General features: G+C 62.6%; 16 protein-coding genes. 11 read left to right on the top strand and 5 right to left on the bottom strand.

Annotation, left to right across the window (positions count from 1 at the left end; all coding sequences use genetic code 11):
* Positions 1-6 precede the first annotated feature (6 nt).
* The 3 genes from BCY88_RS34450 (at position 7) to BCY88_RS34440 (ending at position 4,142) form a co-directional block, all read left to right on the top strand.
* Positions 7-1,005: an AraC family transcriptional regulator gene (locus tag BCY88_RS34450; RefSeq protein ID WP_120348562.1), complete on the top strand. Its 999-nt coding sequence runs from the start codon at positions 7-9 to the stop codon at positions 1,003-1,005.
* 291 nt (positions 1,006-1,296) lie between these two features.
* Positions 1,297-2,748, top strand: a complete 1,452-nt coding sequence (locus tag BCY88_RS34445) for an APC family permease (protein ID WP_120348561.1) — start codon at positions 1,297-1,299, stop codon at positions 2,746-2,748.
* A 179-nt stretch (positions 2,749-2,927) separates the two neighbouring features.
* The gene (locus BCY88_RS34440) at positions 2,928-4,142 is read left to right on the top strand and encodes a porin (protein ID WP_120348560.1); all 1,215 of its coding nucleotides are present in this window, start codon (positions 2,928-2,930) and stop codon (positions 4,140-4,142) included.
* 30 nt (positions 4,143-4,172) lie between these two features.
* Here the strand turns inward: BCY88_RS34440 and BCY88_RS34435 are convergent, their stop codons facing one another.
* Both BCY88_RS34435 and tam read right to left on the bottom strand, forming a co-directional pair.
* Positions 4,173-4,538: a hypothetical protein gene (locus BCY88_RS34435; protein ID WP_120348559.1), complete on the bottom strand. Its 366-nt coding sequence runs from the start codon at positions 4,536-4,538 to the stop codon at positions 4,173-4,175.
* A 175-nt stretch (positions 4,539-4,713) separates the two neighbouring features.
* Positions 4,714-5,490, bottom strand: coding sequence for a trans-aconitate 2-methyltransferase (gene tam, locus BCY88_RS34430; protein ID WP_120348558.1), 777 nt, complete (start codon positions 5,488-5,490; stop codon positions 4,714-4,716).
* 155 nt (positions 5,491-5,645) lie between these two features.
* Between tam and BCY88_RS34425 the strand changes: the two genes are divergently transcribed.
* Positions 5,646-6,542 carry a LysR family transcriptional regulator gene (locus tag BCY88_RS34425; protein ID WP_120348557.1) on the top strand — a complete coding sequence of 299 codons (897 nt, stop codon included), beginning with the start codon at positions 5,646-5,648 and terminating at the stop codon, positions 6,540-6,542.
* A gap of 14 nt (positions 6,543-6,556) precedes the next feature.
* Here the strand turns inward: BCY88_RS34425 and BCY88_RS34420 are convergent, their stop codons facing one another.
* The 3 genes from BCY88_RS34420 to BCY88_RS34410 form a co-directional block, all read right to left on the bottom strand.
* On the bottom strand, positions 6,557-7,204 hold the full coding sequence (locus BCY88_RS34420; protein ID WP_120348556.1) for a GntR family transcriptional regulator: 648 nt from the start codon (positions 7,202-7,204) through the stop codon (positions 6,557-6,559).
* 110 nt (positions 7,205-7,314) lie between these two features.
* The gene (locus BCY88_RS34415) at positions 7,315-8,673 is read right to left on the bottom strand and encodes an aspartate aminotransferase family protein (RefSeq protein ID WP_120348720.1); all 1,359 of its coding nucleotides are present in this window, start codon (positions 8,671-8,673) and stop codon (positions 7,315-7,317) included.
* 51 nt (positions 8,674-8,724) lie between these two features.
* Entirely contained in the window at positions 8,725-10,074 is a 1,350-nt protein-coding gene (locus tag BCY88_RS34410) for a glutamine synthetase family protein (protein ID WP_120348555.1), read from the bottom strand.
* 186 nt (positions 10,075-10,260) lie between these two features.
* Between BCY88_RS34410 and BCY88_RS34405 the strand changes: the two genes are divergently transcribed.
* The 7 genes from BCY88_RS34405 (at position 10,261) to BCY88_RS34375 (ending at position 17,444) form a co-directional block, all read left to right on the top strand.
* A complete protein-coding gene (locus tag BCY88_RS34405) occupies positions 10,261-11,298 on the top strand; it encodes an AraC family transcriptional regulator (protein WP_120348554.1) in 1,038 nt (345 codons plus the stop codon).
* Positions 11,299-11,485: 187 nt separating this feature from the next.
* Positions 11,486-12,379 (top strand): N-carbamoylputrescine amidase, encoded by an 894-nt coding sequence (gene aguB / locus BCY88_RS34400; RefSeq protein WP_120348553.1) that lies wholly within the window; start codon positions 11,486-11,488, stop codon positions 12,377-12,379.
* Complete coding sequence (locus BCY88_RS34395) at positions 12,376-13,551, top strand: ABC transporter ATP-binding protein (RefSeq protein WP_259461608.1); 1,176 nt, start codon at positions 12,376-12,378, stop codon at positions 13,549-13,551. Before aguB ends, BCY88_RS34395 begins: the two co-directional genes overlap by 4 nt.
* The gene (locus BCY88_RS34390; RefSeq protein ID WP_259461607.1) at positions 13,548-14,498 is read left to right on the top strand and encodes an ABC transporter permease; all 951 of its coding nucleotides are present in this window, start codon (positions 13,548-13,550) and stop codon (positions 14,496-14,498) included. Before BCY88_RS34395 ends, BCY88_RS34390 begins: the two co-directional genes overlap by 4 nt.
* The gene (locus BCY88_RS34385; protein ID WP_120348552.1) at positions 14,495-15,283 is read left to right on the top strand and encodes an ABC transporter permease; all 789 of its coding nucleotides are present in this window, start codon (positions 14,495-14,497) and stop codon (positions 15,281-15,283) included. The genes BCY88_RS34390 and BCY88_RS34385 overlap by 4 nt, the downstream gene beginning before the upstream one ends.
* 55 nt (positions 15,284-15,338) lie before the next feature.
* A complete protein-coding gene (locus tag BCY88_RS34380; RefSeq protein ID WP_120348551.1) occupies positions 15,339-16,379 on the top strand; it encodes an ABC transporter substrate-binding protein in 1,041 nt (346 codons plus the stop codon).
* A gap of 15 nt (positions 16,380-16,394) precedes the next feature.
* Positions 16,395-17,444 carry a histone deacetylase family protein gene (locus BCY88_RS34375; protein WP_120348550.1) on the top strand — a complete coding sequence of 350 codons (1,050 nt, stop codon included), beginning with the start codon at positions 16,395-16,397 and terminating at the stop codon, positions 17,442-17,444.
* The last annotated feature ends 29 nt before the right edge of the window (positions 17,445-17,473 follow it).

The raw sequence follows: 17,473 nt of genomic DNA, 5'->3' as shown, positions 1-17,473 counted from the left end.
CTCAGCATGAAAAAAGTCACGCTCAACGGCAGTTTTCCGATGATCCGCGCGGCGGTGATGGGGCCGGTTGTGCGCGCGCTCGATGCATCAGGCGCCAATTGCGACGCCCTGCTCGAAGCGTTCGGCATGAGCCGCAAGCTCCTGTCGAATCCCTATGAAATCCTGCCGCTCACACGTTATGTGGCGGCATTCGAGCGCGCGGCGGAAGTTCTCGATGAACCCTTGCTCGGCTTGCGTCTCGGCAGCGAATTGCAAGTCACGGAACTCGGGCCGGCCGGTCTCGTGTTTCTATCGTCGCCCACCTTGAATGCGGCGGTGCGCAAGTTCTCGCTCGCGCTCGCGTCGTGGCAGAACACCACGACCTGCGAGTTGCTGCGCGATGGCGAATGGCCGGTATGGAACTATCAGATTGCCAATCCGCAGATCTGGCCGCGCCGGCAGGATGCGGAGTACAGCCTGTCGACGATGTGCCATATGATCCGGGCCATACGCGGCGCGGCATGGAATCCGGTTGAAGTGCATTTCGAACATACGGCGCCCGCCGACCTCAAACCGTATGCCCGCATTTTTCGTGTACCCGTGCGCTTTCAGCAGCCTTTCAATGGTGTAATCCTGCGCCCGCAGGATCTCGATGCACCGCTCAAGAGCGCCGACACGCAAATGGCGCGCATGATGGAGCGCCATGCCACCGACCTGATCGCGCGCGATGCGATGCCTCACAGCATCGTCGAACAGGTGCGCGATCTGGTGACGCGACGGCTTGCGCACGAAAAGCTGATTGTCGCGGACATCGCGAAAGATCTCGGACTCTCGCATCGCTCGTTGCAGCGGCATCTGACCGAGGCGGGGACCTCCGTGCGGCAGATCGTGCGCGAAGAGCGGCAGCGTAGCGTGGAAGGACTGCTTGAACGCGACGGGCTCACCAATGCGGCGATCGCGCGTGCCGTGGGTTATGCCGATGCCACCGTTTTGTGGCGTGCCACGCGCAACTGGAAAAAACAGTAAGCGGTGGCAGGGCGGCAATTTCTTTCGTTTTGAAAGAACCCGAGAGGCGCAATCGTCACACAAAAAACTTCAGCATCCTAAGTATTTACCGCGAATCGCAGAGCCTCACAGAGTCGAGCGGTATTGGCGCAAATTATCGAAAAATTGGCGCGGTTCGCGAAGACGCTTTATTTTTTAGCTACCTACCATGCGCTCACACCGAATCATCGAACGTCGGTCAACCGAGCGTCTGGACCAGTATTCCCCGGGTTTAGGCGAGTTCCAGACTAGCCAACACAAGTAGAGGCAGCGATGAATGAACCCTACTCTCCGACCCGTCTGATCGACGCGGAGAATCCCGTGGAATTGAAGGGCAATACGCTGGGCCTGTGGCAGATCGTGTTCCTCGTCATTTCCGCCGCTGCGCCGCTTACCGGCATGCTCGGTGCGGTGCCGCCCGCGATTAGCCTCGGCAATGGCGCGGGCATTCCGGGCGCGTTCGTGATTGCCGGCGTCGTGCTGCTGATTTTCAGCGTGGGCTTTGCGTCGATGAGCCGGCACGTCGTGCGCGCCGGCGCGTTTTACGCGTATATCGCCGCCGGACTCGGACGGCCGTTGGGCATGGCCGGCGCACTGGTTGCCTTGATGTCGTACACCTTCATCCAGATCGCGCTATACGGTCTGTTTGGATTCTTCTGCACGGTGATTCTTTCGCCGCTGCTGCACACCGCGATGCCCTGGTATGGTTACTCGTTGATCTGCGTGGCAGTCGTGCAATTCACCGGTATCCGCGGTATTGATCTGAATAGCCGGCTGCTCGGCGTGTTGATGTGTCTCGAACTTGGCATCCTGCTGTTGCTCGCGATTGCGATCGTCATCCATGGCGGTGGCCCGAATGGCCTCACGCTTGCGCCGCTCACGCCGGAACATGTGTTCAGCGGCCACCTCGGCATCGCGGTGATGTTCGCCTTCGCGTCGTTTATCGGCTTTGAAGCGACGGCGATCTACGGCAAGGAGTGCCGCGATCCGAAGGTGACGGTACCGCGCGCGACGTATGTATCGGTGGTGCTGATTCTCGTGTTCTTTGCTTTCGTCACGTGGACGATTGTCTGTGCGTACGGACTGAAGGATGTGGTCGACGTCGCAACGAAACAGCCGGGCGACTTCTGGTTCATTCAATCCGGCAAGTATCTGGGCAGTACGGTAACGACCGTGATGAGTTTCCTGCTGCTCAGCAGTATCTTCGCGAGTCTGCTGTCGTTCCATAACACGCTGGTGCGCTATATCCATGCGCTGAGCCTTGAGGGCATCCTGCCGCGGGTGCTCAATCGGGTGCACGAAAAATACCGTTCACCGTATGTGGCGAGCTATCTGCAAACGCTCTCCGTGTGCGTGCTGCTCGGGCTTTTCATCGCGGCGGGCAGCGACGCTTTCAACATCGTATTCAGCTGGAGTTCGGCGCTCGGCACGATCGGTATCGTGATGCTGCAAGCGGTGACGAGTTTTTCCGTTATCGCATTCTTCCGCAAGACGCGTAAGGACACGCGCGTGTGGCACTCGTTTGCCGCGCCTTTGCTGGGCGGCATTGGCCTGCTGTATATCGGCGTCATTCTGGTGCGCAATCTCGATGCGCTCAGCGGCTCCGATAGCCCGATCGTCAAGTCTTTCCCCTGGATCGTATTCGCGGTGGCGCTCATCGGCGTCGCGATCGGTCTTATCTTGCGCCAGAAGCGCCCGGATATCTACGCACGCTTCGGGCAGTAATCGAACGGCGCGCAAGGCACTCAGCGCGCCCCACCTGGTGACGTTCCAACGATCGACTGTTGCCGTTCATTCCCGGGCTGTGGCCGAGGGAGCGGCGCCGTTCGTCCCGTGTGTTTGGTTCGTCCCGTTTGTTCACGCTGTTCGCGCTGATTTCACCACCTAACTTTCGACAAAACAATATGGCAGACAGATTCGTCAAGCGCTCGGCGCTTGCGCTGGCCACGTGCGGCCTCGCGATGGGCGCACATGCGCAATCCTCGGTGACGCTCTATGGCACGGTCGACGCCGGCCTCGTCTACACGACCAATCAGCAGACGACGCTCGCTAACGGCAGCACCAACGGCCACGCGAATTACCAACTGGCCGGGGGCAACCTTGTGCCGTCGCGCTGGGGCCTGACGGGTGCTGAGGATATCGGCGGCGGCACTACGGTGAACTTCACGTTGGAGAACAGCTTCCTGATCGGCAGCGGCACGATGCTGCAATCGAACACGCTGTTCAACCGCAACGCGTGGGTCGGTTTGAACAACGCAACGTACGGCGCGCTGACATTCGGCCGTCAATACGACCCGTTCTCCGACTACATGGGTGCGTACGCATCGAGCAATAACTGGGCGACGCTGTACGGTTCGCATTTCGGCGACGTCGACAATCTCAACGAGGCGTTCAACTTCAACAACTCGATCAAGTACATCAGCCCGAGCTTCGGTGGCTTGACGGTTGGCGGGCTGTTCAGTCTGGGCGGTGTGGCAGGGAATTTTTCGCAGAACAAGGGCTGGGCGCTGGCGGCGAATTACGCACAGGGGCCCTTGTCGCTGAGCGCGGGGTATCTCGAGTTGAATCAGCCGTTGCAGGCGGCTTTAGGCGGGACGGCCGGGTATATCGGCGACTTCAGTTGCTCGAATGCCGATGCGTCGTATTGTCTGCTGCAGCAGGCGAGCAAGGTGCGGATTTTCGGAGCAGGGGGCTCGTACTCATTCGGCAAGGCAAACGTGGCGCTCAGTTATACCCATACGCGTTTGTCGCAGAGCCAGTATTTCGCGAGCGCGGCGACACCTGCCGGCGCGGATATTTCGTTCGACATAGCCGAGTTGAATACGACTTACATGCTCGCACCGGATTTGCAGCTGGGTCTCGCGTATATCTTCAACGATGCGAAACCGAGCAGCGCGGCTTCGACGCGCGTGCATCAGATCAATCTGGGGGCGGTGTACAGCTTGTCGAAGCGGACGGCGGTCTATGCCGTGGCGATCGGGCAGAAATCGTCAGGCGCCGGACTGGGGATTAATCCGTCGACCGGGCAGACTGAGAACCTCGCGCAGATTCCGAATATCGTCAACTCGGATACGGACAAACAGCTCTCCGTGATCGTCGGCATACGGCACAATTTTTAATCTGCGCTGGGTCTCTTTCAACCGCTGCCTTCAATCCGCGAGGCGCTTGTCCGCAAGCGCGCTCTGGCAATCCGCCAGCACCTGTTTGACGAGCCGTGCCTGAGGGTCGAGTTCGTCCGTATCGAGAATTTCCTCGACGGCGTCCCGTGCCCAGTCGGTCTCGACAAATTTCGCGTGCCGCCGCGCAATCTCCAGCGCGGTAGCCGACAATCTGGCGATGCTCAGCCAGTCCGCTTCCCGGGACCGATGGTCGAGCCACTTATGGGCGGCCTGCACGTGAAAGGCCGCGTCGGGCCAGTCCTCATTCAGGTAGTAAGCGCCAAGGCAGCCGCAGGTGAGCCAGCACAACAGCTCCAAACGGTCCCGTGGACTCAGATGATGGCGTACATCACTCATGGCGACGCTCGCTGCTGTAAATTGCGTTCCGGTGAGGACGGCTGGCCGTCCCCCGCTTTCCGTTACACAATATCACGCAGAATTCAGGAGCGGCAATGCCTGACTGACCCTGGCAACGCCGGCACCAGCAGCAGCGCGCGGCAGCGGCCGGCAACCGGCGGCCGGCCCGGCTCCGCTAGCGCGTCGCGACGATGAACAACCGCGGAAACGGCAACAGCACCGTGCCGTCAGCGAGCGTCGGATACGCCTGCGCGATTGCATCCCGGTAGCGCGCCAGGAAAGCGCTTTTCTCGCGCTCGTCGAGCTCGGCCAGAAACGGCCGCAGCGCGCTGCCCTTGAACCATTCGACCACTGCGTCCGCGCCGCCCGCGAGCGGGTGATGGTAGACGGTGCGCCACACGTCGACCCGCGCGCACAACGGCTTGAGCAGCCCGTAATACCAGTTGGCGTCGTAGCGCATGGTGCGCTCCACACCCTTGAGCTTGTGGGCCCAGGGGCCGTCCGCCGCGATTTCGCGCAACAGGCGGTGCGCGGGTTCGTCGAGGTTGTCCGGCATCTGCACGGCGAGGCTGCCGCCCGGCGCCAGTTTCTTCACCAGCGAGGCAAACAGCGGCTCATGATCCGGCACCCACTGCAGCACGGCATTGGCGAGAATCAGATCGTAAGGGCCCGGTGCATCCCACGTCGTAATGTCGCTCACGTCGAACTGGAATTGCGGCAGGCGTTTGCGGGCCGCCTCGATCATGTCGGCGGAACTGTCCAGCCCGCTGACCGCCGCGCCGGGCAGGCGGGCCGCCAACGCCTCGGTCGAGTTGCCGGGGCCGCAACCGATGTCCACGGCAACCCGCACGTCCGTTGACGGGACCGCCGCCAGCAGATCCCTGACCGGGCGCGTGCGCTCGTTTTCGAACAACACGTACTGTTTTGCCGCCCAATCCGTCGATGAAGTCATTTCTCGCTCCTTTATCCCGCCATTCTGGCCACCAAGCCATATTCGCCGGCATCCACTCGCCGCCTGCGATGCCGACCCGATCCAATCCGCTCATTCTGTGCGGTGACGAAGGCGGAGTAAAATGAATTTATCATTCCTATTCCTTCATTTTTCTAATGAAAATCGACACGCTGGGCGTCCAGGCGTTCGTCGCGATTGCGGATCGCGGCAGCTTCCAGGGCGCCGCCGATTCGCTGCACGTCACGCAAACGGCCATTACGCAACGTCTGCGTAAGCTCGAAGCGTTTCTCGGCGTCACGCTGATCGAGCGGACCACCCGTTCCATGGCGCTGACGGAAATAGGGCGCAGTTTTCTGCCGCAAGCGCGCCGTTTGTTAGGCGAGCTTGCCGATGCGCTGGTGGAGATTCGCGAGACGGGCGTGGCCCGTCGCGGCGACGTCTCGATCGCCTGTGTGCCGACCGTCGGCGTGCAGTATCTGCCGCGCATTCTGCAGGCGTATGCGGCGCGTCATCCGCATAATCGCATCAAGATTCTCGATCACGCGTCGTCCGCGGTGGAGGCGGCCGTACTGCGCCGGGAAGTGGAATTCGGCATCAATATCGCCGGCGAGCATCATCCGGATCTCGCCAGCGTGCCGTTGACGGAAGACCGCTACGTGCTGATCTGCCATGAGGATCATCCGCTGGCAAAACGGCGGCGGATCGCCTGGCCGCAACTGCAACCGTATCCGTTGATTTTTGCCGGCGAGGTCAGCGGCAACCGCGCCTTGCTCGATGTCGCGCTGGAGAAGAGCGAACTGTCGCTGCGCTCTTTTTATGAGGTGCAGCGCAGTTCGACCGCGGTCGGCCTGGTCGCCCAGGGGGTGGGCGCAGCCGTGGTGCCGGCGCTCGCCATCCAGAAGGGCGCGTATCCGACGGTGCGCACCGTCGAACTCACGAATCCGGTGGTCTCACGCACGCTGGTGCTCGTGGCGCGCAAGACGGCCCATTTATCGCCGGCAGCACAGGCGTTGTACGACATGATTCTCGAACAGGCAACGTTGAAGGCCTGATTCAAGCCCGGGCTCTACAAACACTGGGCCCGCAAACAGCCCGCCGCATGACTCAGATCGTGCTCGATCGCGCGCCGCACGCCGGCCGCGTCGCGCGCCTTGACAGCGCTCAGCAATTCGTCGTGCGCATCGTTCAAGGTGCCGGCAAACTGCGCATCGCCGAACAGCAGATTCGAAATCGGCCCGACCTGCAACCACACGGTCTCGATCAACTCCAGCAGAAGCGGCGAACCGGCCGCGCGATACAGAATCAGATGGAACGCTTCGTTGGCGTCGAGATAAGCCTTGGCGTCGGCTGCGCGCAGGGCGTGTTCCATCCTGTCGTTCAGTTGTTCCAGGGTTTCCAGATCGTGCGCGCCGAGATGCGGCGTGCCCAGTTCGGCGGCCTGGCCTTCGAGAATCAGGCGCACGCGCAGCACATCGTCGAATTGTTCTTTCGACAGACGGGGCACCGTCACGCCGCAATTGGGCACGTTGACCAGCGCCGATTCGGCCGCAAGGCGCTGCAACGCGGAGCGCACCGGCATCTCGCCCACGCCGAGCTCGGCGGCCACGTGACGGATCTTGATACGTTCGCCCGGCACGAAGCGCCCGATCGTCAGCCATTGGCGCAGCGTTTCGTAGGTCTGGTCCTGCAGCGTGTGATGGCGCGAAGTTTTCATAAAGCTCGAAGCAGGGGCCGGAAATATACAACGCAAAGGCAACATACAGGCAGCAGCAAGGCCGACAGTTTAGCGTCGGCCGTGCTCGATCGGGTTCGATCCGGTCAGGCTCAGGTCAGTTCGGCGAGGCACGCGTCGAAGGTGGAAACCAGTTTGTCGACGTCGGCCGCCGACGTGTCGGGGCATACCAGGATCATGTTGTGAAACGGCGTGATCAGTACGCCGCGATTAAGCAGATACAGATGCACGACATGTTCCAGTTCCGGATCGAGCTGGCGGCCGGCCTCGGTGCCATTGCGCGGCGGAGTCGGCGAGAACTGGAATTCGGTGCGGGCGCCGACGCGTGTCACGCACCACGCGAGACCATGCCGCGCGATCGCGCTTTTCAGGCCGGCTTCGATCTGCTCCGCGAGCGCGAACATGTGATCGTAGGCGGCGTCGGTCATCACCTCGGCGAGCGTTGCGCGGATCGCGCTCATGGCCAGCATATTGGCGGTCAGCGTGGTGCCGATGCCGGAGTGGCCCGGCGGTGCGCTGCGCTTGGCGTGCTGCGCGCGGGCCGCCAGCTCGGCGCTGAAACCGTACACCGCGCACGGAAAGCCGCCGCCCACCGGTTTGCCGAGGATGAACAGGTCGGGTTCGAGGCCGTGGGCCTTCGAGTAACCGCCCGGTCCGCAGCTGATGGTGTGGGTTTCGTCGATCGCGAGCAGCGTGCCGTAGCGGCGCATGAGCGCGTGCGCCTCGCGCCAGTAGTGCGCTTCGGGCAGCACCATGCCGATGTTGGTCATTGCGGGTTCGGCCAGCACGCAGGCCACGTCACCGTCTTTCAGCACGTTCTCCAGCGCGGCGAGATCGTTGAATTCGATCACGCGGGTGCCTTCAAGCAGGTCGTGCACCTGGCCGATCAGGCTGTCGCGTTGCTGCGGCTTGCCGTCGACGAGATCGACGAACACGTCGTCCACGGTGCCGTGATAGCAGCCGTTGAAAATCACGATCTGACGGCGCCCGGTCGCCGCGCGTGCCCAGCGCAGCGCGAAGCGGTTGGCGTCGCTCGCCGTCATCGCGAACTGCCAGTAGGGCAGCCCGAAACGGCGGGCGAGTTCTTCGCCGACCCACGCCGCGTCCTCGCCCGGGAGCATGGTCGTCAAGCCGCGCTCGGCCTGGGCGGCCAGTGCGCGCGCCAAGGGAGCCGGCGAATGGCCGAACATCGCACCTGTGTCGCCAAGGCAGAAGTCGGCATAGCAATGGCCGTCCACGTCGGTAAACGAGGCGCCGCGCGCCTGATCGACGTAAAGCGAGAAGGGCGTCGACCAGTCGTTCATCCAGTGCAGCGGCACGCCGAACAACAGGTGGCGCGCGGCGCGTTCGGATAACACGCGCGAAGTCGGCATGGCCTGCGCGAATGCGCGGCGTTCCCGTTCGACGAGCGCTTGCGCGCGCTCCCAGTTGATGCCATGGCGGGTATTCAAATCCTGCTTCTCCAGTGACGTTGCCATCGTGTTCCTATCGGCCGCCCGCGCTCAGACGAGCAGTTGCAGATGTTCGCGCTCCCACGCGGTAATGCCTTGCGAGAAGGTCTCGAACTCCTTTTCCTTCACCGAGCAATAGGCGTGTACGAAGTTCTCGCCGAGCACATCCGCGAGTTCGGTGCACTTCAGGAGCGCCTTGAGGGCATCTTCGAGACCGCGCGGCAATTCATATTCGAGGTCGTAGGCGCTTTCGACCATCGGCGCCGACGCTTCCTGCTTTTCGACCATGCCGAGATAGCCGCAGGCGAGGGTAGCCGCCATTGCCAGATACGGATTGACGTCGACGCCCGGCACGCGATTTTCGAGCCGCCGGCCGTCCGGGCCGGAATTCGGCACGCGGATGCCGCAGGTGCGGTTGTCGTAACCCCAGCGCACGTTGATCGGCGCCGCCGTAAAACGCGACAGGCGCCGGTAGGAGTTCACGTAGGGCGCGAACATCGGCATGGCTTGCGGCATGTATTTCTGCAGGCCGCCGATATAGTTGAAAAACAGCGGGCTGGCCGTGCCATCGGGCAGCGAAAAGATGTTCGCGCCCGTTTCGCGATCGACGATGCTCTGATGAATGTGCATCGCGCTACCCGGCTCGTGCTCCATGGGCTTGGCCATGAAAGTCGCGAAAATGCCGTGGCGGAAGGCGGTTTCCCGCACCGCGCGCTTGAACAGGAACACGCGGTCGGCGAGATCGAGCGCGTCGCCGTGAGAAAAGTTGATCTCCATTTGCCCCGCGCCGACTTCGTGCACAAGCGTTTCGACACCGAGACGCGTGGTCTCGCAAAAGCGCGAGAGGTCCTGGAAGAACGGATCGAATTCGTTGACGGCGTCGATCGAAAACGACTGGCGCCCGGCTTCGTGACGCCCCGCGCGGCCAAGCGGCGGGCGCAGCGGTTCATGCGGATTCTTGTTCTGCGCGATCAGGTAGAACTCCATCTCGGGCGCGACCACCGGACGCCAGCCTTTTTCCTCATAGAGCTTCAGCACCCGGCGCAACACCGCGCGTGGCGAAATGCCGATCGGCGCGCCGTCCAGTCCGACGCAATCGTGGATCACCACCGCGACCTGCTCGATGGCCCACGGCACGAGCCGCACCGTGTTGGGATCGGGAATGCAGACCATGTCCGGGTCGCTCGGCCCGACAAAGCGCTCGAAATCCGCGAACTCGCCGTTGACCGTGATCATCAGGAGCGCGTTCGACATGTGCATCTTGCCTTCCGCGAGAAACAGGTTCTTCGGCACGATCTTGCCGCGCGCAACGCCCGTCATATCCGGTATCACGCATTCCACCTCGTGGATGTGGTGATGTTCCAGGAATTCACGTAGATCGTCGCGTAGGTCGCTTTGCAAGGTTGACTCCAGTCGGTTGATGAAGACGGCGCGAAGCGTGGCGGCAAACCGTGCGCGACGCGCTGCCCGTTCGGGAAAGCTGGACGTTTTGCATCATGAGATTTGATCAAATCATGACACGGATTTTTTCTTTTGGGAAATTTGATCAAATATCATCGGTTCATCGAGGCAACCTGAGAGCCGCCCATGACCGATGCACCGTGTTCGCAACGCCCGTCGCCGGCCCAATGCGTCGCGACCCTGCATACGATTGCCGCTGCCGTCTCCTTGCTGGAACGGCAGGGGATCGACGCCGACGTGCTGCTGGCGGGAAGCGGCGTGGGCGCGGGCGATCTGCGGCAGCCGTCCGGGCTTGTCACACATGCTCAGGAGCTGATCGTGTTCGCCAACGCGCTGCGCGCCTGCGGCGATACGCGCATTGGTCTCGACATTGGCCGCGCCATGCATATTTCGAGCTACGGCATCCTCGGTTACGCCATGCTGGTAAGTCCGACGCTGGGCGACGCACTGCAATGCGCCCAGGACTTTCCCGTACTGCTCGGGAGCTACTTCAAGGTTTCGCTGCGGCGCAACGCGCAGGACGCGGCGATCGTCGCGGCCGATTATCACTACCGGCCGGACCTCGGTGTGATCAATACCGACATGTGTCTCGCGTCGATGTGGGCGATCGTCTGTGACGTGCTGTCGGCGCGGCGCGCGCCTGCCGCACTGGAAGTGACGTTCGGCGCACCGGCTCATGCGGATGCCTATGAAGAGCGCATCGGCCGTCACGCCACTTTCGACGCCGCCGAAAACGCCCTGATTTTTCCGGCCAGCTGGCTCGACGAACCGTTGCCGCTGGCCGAGCCGGTGAGCTATCTGATGTCGCGCCAGCAATGCGCGCAACTCGAGCGCGAATGGGCCACCGCGGCGGGCAATGACGTCACCGCGCGCAGCCTGCGCCTGCTGTATTCCGACCCCTGCCGCTACGGTTCGCTGCGCGCGCTCGCCGATGCGCTGTGCGTGTCGGAACGCACCCTCAGGCGGCGTCTGGCGGGCAGCGGCTCGGCGTTCCAGGCGCTGCTCGACCGCGTGCGCCACGATCTCGCGCTCGACTACCTGGTGCGTACGCGGCTGTCGATGTCGGATATCGCCGAGCGGCTCGGCTATAGCGAAACGGCAGGCTTCCGGCATGCGTTCCGCCGTTGGACCGGCCATTGCCCGAGTGATTACCGCTGCGCCTAGCGGGCGGTTCTGTCGAAACTCACTTCGAGGCCGGGACCCCGGCGGCACGGCTACGCGCTGCGCCGCCGACCTTCAACGGCCCTGGCCACATTGGCCACATTTATCCCCTCAATGACCGCTTCTCCGTTATCGCTCACTCGCGCACCTCGGGCAGAATTTTCCCAGACGAATACATGGGAGACACGAGATGCGCGCTGTCAGCGTGGCGGCAATCCAGTTGGCCGTACCCGGATGGGATCGCGAGGCGAATCTCGCCGAGGCTGAGCACCTCGTGCGTGAAGCGGCGGCACAGGGCGCACAGGTGATTCTGCTGCCCGAGTTGTTCGAGTTGCCGTACTTCTGCACCGAACAGGACTCAAAGCACTTCCGCCATGCGCTGCCGTTCGAGGGCCATCCGGCCATCACGCGCTTTAGCCGGGTCGCGGCCGAGTTGAACGTGGTCCTGCCGATCAGCTTCTTCGAACGGGCCGGCAACGTCTTCTTCAACACGATGGCGATGATCGACGCCGATGGCCGCGTGCTCGGCCGCTACCGCAAAACCCATATCCCCGACGGCCCGGGCTATAGCGAGAAGTACTACTTCACGCCCGGCGACACCGGCTTTCGCGTCTGGCCGACGCGCTACGGCACGCTTGGCGTAGGTATCTGCTGGGACCAGTGGTTCCCGGAGACGGCCCGCGCGATGGCGCTGCTCGGCGCCGAACTGCTGTTCTATCCGACTGCGATCGGCAGCGAACCGCAAGACCCCTCGCTCGACAGCAGCGCGCACTGGCAGCGTGTGATGCAGGGTCACGCGGGCGCGAACCTCGTGCCGCTGATCGCGGCGAACCGTACCGGCCGCGAGCAGGGCCGCGACTTCCCGCAGCGCTACTACGGCTCGTCGTTCATCGCGGATCAGTATGGCGAACAGGTGCAGAAAGCCGGGCGCGACGAACCCGCGATCCTGCTGCATCGTTTCGATCTGGATGCGCTCGCCGCAACGCGTCATGCCTGGGGGGTGTTTCGCGACCGGCGTCCGGCCTGCTACGGCATCCTCGCGACGAGCGATGGCGAACACCGGACCCAGGAGGGTGCACCTTGAACATCGTATCCACGAATGTGACCGGGCTCGACGGGCTGAACGATGACGCGTCCTGTGAAGCCGCTTCGGTGTCCAGGGTCATCGCGAAAACGGCGGCCAACCGTTGCGTCGAAGTGTCCGGCGTGACGATGGTGTATCCGGGCAACGCCACACCATCGCTCGATAACGTCTCGATCGACATTCAGGAAAACGAATTCTTCACCCTGCTTGGGCCGAGCGGTTGCGGCAAGACCACCTTGCTGCGCCTGATCGCCGGATTCGAGCAGCCGAGCGCAGGCGAGATTCTGCTGGACGGTCAATCGCTGGTTGGCCGTTTGCCGTTTCAGCGGCCGGTCAATACGGTGTTTCAGAGCTATACGCTGTTCCCGCATTTAACCGTCGCGCAGAACATCGCGTTCGGTCTGGAGATGCAGCGTCAGCCGAAAGCAAAAATCACGCAGACGGTGCGCGAGATGCTCGATCTCGTGAAGCTCGGCGAGTTCGGCGCGCGCAAGCCGCATCAATTGTCCGGCGGTCAGCAGCAGCGCGTGGCATTGGCCCGTGCGCTCGCCAACCGGCCACGCGTGCTGCTGCTTGACGAATCGCTCTCCGCGCTCGATCTGAAACTACGCAAGGAAATGCAGGTGGAACTGAAGCGCCTGCAACGCGAGACCGGCATCACATTCCTGTTCGTGACACACGATCAGGAAGAAGCGCTGACCATGTCCGACCGCATCGCCGTGATGCATGGCGGGCGCGTGCAGCAGATCGGCACGCCGACGGACATCTACGACCGGCCGCTCAATCGCTTCGTGGCGGATTTTATCGGCGACACGAATTTTCTGGAGGCGCAGGCGGGACGCGGCGGCGAAATCGCTTTGGCCGGCGGACAACGCGTTGCGTTGAACGGCGACGCGCCGGCAGCGGGCACGCTCACGCTCGCCGTGCGCCCGGAGCATATGTGGCTCGCGGAGCAGGGCAGGGGCGCTACGGCCGACGTGATCAGCCTTGCCGGGTGCATCGACAACATCGTCTATATGGGCACCGACACGCTGTATCACGTCGTCTGCGAACGGCAGCCCTTGCTGCGCGTGCGGGCACAGAATCGTCCCGGCGCACAGTTGAGTTTCACGATCGGCGCGCAGGTGGACGTGTGCATTCCGCAGGACGCATTGCGCGTGATGCAGGCATGAGCGCCAACCCCTTGCAACCGGCCGCGGTTACGACGCCCAGCAGCGCTTTCGCCTCGGCAGCGCCCGCGCGTGACGGACATCGCTGGCGCATGCTCAGTCCGGCGCTCGTGATCCTGATCGGCGGGATGGTGCTGCCGATGCTGATCATGGCCGTAGTGTCGGTTTCCGTGTCCGGCGATTACGGCGGCGTCGTGTGGGGCAAGTTCTCGCCGCATGGCTACATCAAGTTTCTCTACGAGCGCGATTTCGACGATCAGATGGTCTTCAACGCCGACTATCTGCGGATCTTCCAGCGTTCGATCCTGTTGTCGCTTTTCACCACGGCGGGTTGCCTGCTGATCGGCTTTCCGACCGCGCTGTACATCGCGCTGCAACCGGAAAAGCGCCGCAATACGCTGCTCATGCTGGTGTCGGTGCCGTTCTGGACCAACCAGTTGGTGCGCGTCTACGCATGGATGCTGCTGCTGCGCGACGGTGGCCTGATTGACAGCGCGCGCGGCCTGTTCGGTTTTCATGGCTCGCTCGGCATTCTCTACAGCGACACCGCGGTCGCGATTGGCCTGCTGTATTCGTTCGTGCCGTTCATGGTGCTGCCGATCTACACGACGCTCGAGAAGATGGACTGGAAACTCGTGGAAGCCGCGTTCGATCTCGGCGCGAACCGCTGGCTCGCGTTGCGCCGGGTGGTCGTACCGCTCGCCATGCCCGGCATCGTGTCGGGCTGCGTGCTGGTATTCGTGCCCGCGCTCGGCGCGTATATCGTGCCGGACCTGCTCGGCGGCGGCAAATCGCTGATGATCGGCAACCTGATCCAGTTGCAGTTCGGCTCGCAGCACGACTGGCCGTTCGGCGCGGCACTCTCGTTCACGCTGCTGACGCTCGTGCTGCTCGCGCTCTTTTACAACAGCATGCGAGCGCGCCGCGTGGTGCGAGGAGGGCGCGTATGACGAGCAATCCGTTATGGCGTTTTACCGGGGTGCGGCCGGCGGCATGGGTCTTTTTCGCCTTCCTGTATGTGCCGATCGTCGTGCTGGTGCTGCTCAGTTTCAATAGCGGGCAGTCGGCAACCGTCTGGCAGGGTTTCAGTTTTAGCTGGTATGCCCAGGTCTGGCAGGACGACGGCATCGTGCGCGCCGCGAAGAATTCGTTGATCGTCGCCAGCTTCGCGATGCTCATCTCGACGACCGTCGCCACGCTCACGGCTCTTGCGCTCAATGGCCGCCCGCTACGCGGGCAGGATGCGGTGAAGAGCCTGATCGGTCTGCCCTTGATGGTGCCGGAGATCGTCACCGCCGTTGCCACGCTGATGTTCTTCTCATTCGTTTCACTTGAATTGAGCCTGTTCACCGTGCTGATCGCGCACGTGGTGTTCTGCATTCCGTTTGCCTATCTGCCGATTCACGCCCGCCTCACCACGCTCGACCCGCGTTTGCGCGAAGTCGCAGCCGATCTCTACGCGAGCCCGTGGCGCAGTTTCTGGCGCGTGACGTTCCCGCTGCTGCTGCCGGGCATTACGGCGGGCGCGATGCTCGCCTTCATCACCTCGATGGACGATTTCGTCATTACCTATTTCGTTGCCGGCGCGGGCGCTACCACGCTGCCGGTGTATATCTTCGGCGCGCTCAAGATGGGCATCTCGCCAAAGATCAATGCGATCTCCTCGATCATCCTGTCGGTCTCGATTGTCTTCGTTGTGCTGTCGTATTTCGTCGGTAAGCGGAAGGAACGCTGAGCCGCCGCCCGCTAATCATGGCGCTGCCAGATCATCACAAACAAAGAGGGTAACAATGCGATTCATCAAGCAACAGCTATTGGGCGCGGCACTACTGTGCGTGGCGAGCGCGAGTCAGGCGGCCGGCGTGCTGCACTTCGCGAACTGGTCCGACTACTATCCGCCGCAACTGCTGCAGAAGTTCGAGAAGGACACCGGCATCAAGGCGACACTCGATTCCTACGACGGCAACGACACCCTCACCGCGAAGCTCAAAGCCGGCAGCGGCAACTACGACGTGATCGTGCCGAGCGACAGCTACATCCAGATCCTCGCGAAAGACGGCCTGCTGATGAAACTCGATCACAGCCAGTTGCCGAACTTCAAGAACGTGAAGGCGCCGTTCAATGCGCCGTCGTTCGATCCGAAGCGTGACTACACGATGCCGTATATGTGGGGCACCACAGGGTTCAGCTACGACACCGCGCGCGTGCCCGGCGGCAAGCTGCCCGACAGCTGGAAGAGCCTCTTTGAACCGATTCCGGAACTGAAGGGCAAGATCGGCATGCTCGACTCGGAAGAAGACGTCTACATGGATGCCGCGTGGTATCTCGGTCTGAACGAATGCACGGAAAACCCCGAGGACGCGAAGAAGATTCTCGCCTTGCTGCAAAAGCAGAAACCCTCGGTCGCGACCTACAACAACGACGGCACGATCGAGCGGATGATCGCGGGCGAAGTGATCATGCACGAGCAATGGAACGGCGCCTATTTCCGCGTGAAGGAAAAGAAGCCCTCGGTTGTCTACGTGTACCCTAAGGAGGGCGTACGTTTCTGGATGGACAACTTCGCGATCCCGTCGAAGGCGCAGAACGTGAAAGAGGCGTATATCTTCATCAACTGGATGATGCAGCCGGAGAATATCGCGCTGGCGTCGAACTTCACCAAGTACAACAATGCGATCGCCGGTTCGGACAAGTTCATGGATGCCGCCCTGTTCAAGGACCCGGCGATCAATACGCCGCAGGACATGACGAGCCGCTTCCGTCCGTTCAAGCTCTGCTCGCCGGCCGCGCTCGCGTTGCGCAGCAAGGTATGGGTCAAGTTCAAGCAGTAAGCCGGAGACGCGCGCGTGCTGACCATTCATAGCGACGACCACCGCCTGCATCACGCCGCCTTCGAATGGGCGGGCGGCGAACAGGTGCCCGCGTTCGAGACGCCGCAACGGGCCGACCAGGTGCTGGCCGGCATCACAACGAACGCCATCGGCCAGGTGATCGCTGCGCGCCGGTTCGGGCGTGCGCCGATCGAGCGCGTGCACGACGCGGCTTACGTCGAATTTCTGAGCACCGCGTGGGCGCGCTGGCAGGCCGCCGGGCGCACGGCGGACATGCTGCCGTATGTGTGGCCCGGACCGCGCATGCAGCAGCGCCGGCCCGCCGACCTCGACGGCGAACTGGGCTACTTCAGTTGCGACGTCTATGCGCCGATCACCGCGGGGACATGGACGGCAGCGTGCGCGGCCGCCGACGTCGCGCTGAGTGGCCAGGCCCGGATCGACGCAGGCGAGCGCGCCGTGTTCTCGCTGTGCCGCCCGCCCGGACATCATGCGGGCATCGACTATATGGCCGGCTACTGCTACTTCAACAATGCGGCGATTGCCGCGCAGGCCTTTCTCGATGGCGGCCGGCGACGCGTCGCGATTCTCGATATCGACTATCACCACGGCAATGGCACGCAGGACATTTTCTACACACGCGACGATGTGTTGTTCGTGTCCTTGCACGCCGATCCTCGCGAGGCGTATCCGCGCTTTACCGGTTTCGCCGAAGAACGGGGTAGTGGAGCGGGCGACGGGTACACCGTCAACTATCCGTTGCCGTCAGGCAGCACCGCGTCGGCGTGGTTCTGCGCGCTTGGCGCGGCGTGCGAGCCGATCGTGCGTTATCGCCCCGAAGTGCTGATCGTTTCGCTTGGCGTGGATACCTATGAGGATGATCCGATCTCCAGCTTCAAACTGCGTACCGAGGACTATCGCGAGATAGGCGCCCGGCTCGCGAGGCTCGGTCTGCCGACCCAGTTCGTCATGGAAGGCGGCTATGCGATCGAGGCGATCGGCCGCAACGTTTGTGGCGTGCTCGCCGGCTTCGACGCGTGCCGCAGCGAGGGAGTAAAGGCGTGAATGCCCCTGTTCAGGCAGCGTATCGCCGT

The organism is Paraburkholderia fungorum (genome assembly GCF_003610895.1).
Lineage (GTDB): Bacteria > Pseudomonadota > Gammaproteobacteria > Burkholderiales > Burkholderiaceae > Paraburkholderia > Paraburkholderia fungorum_B.
Note: the sequence above shows the minus strand (reverse complement) of the source record. Positions and strands in the feature narration are given on the sequence as shown.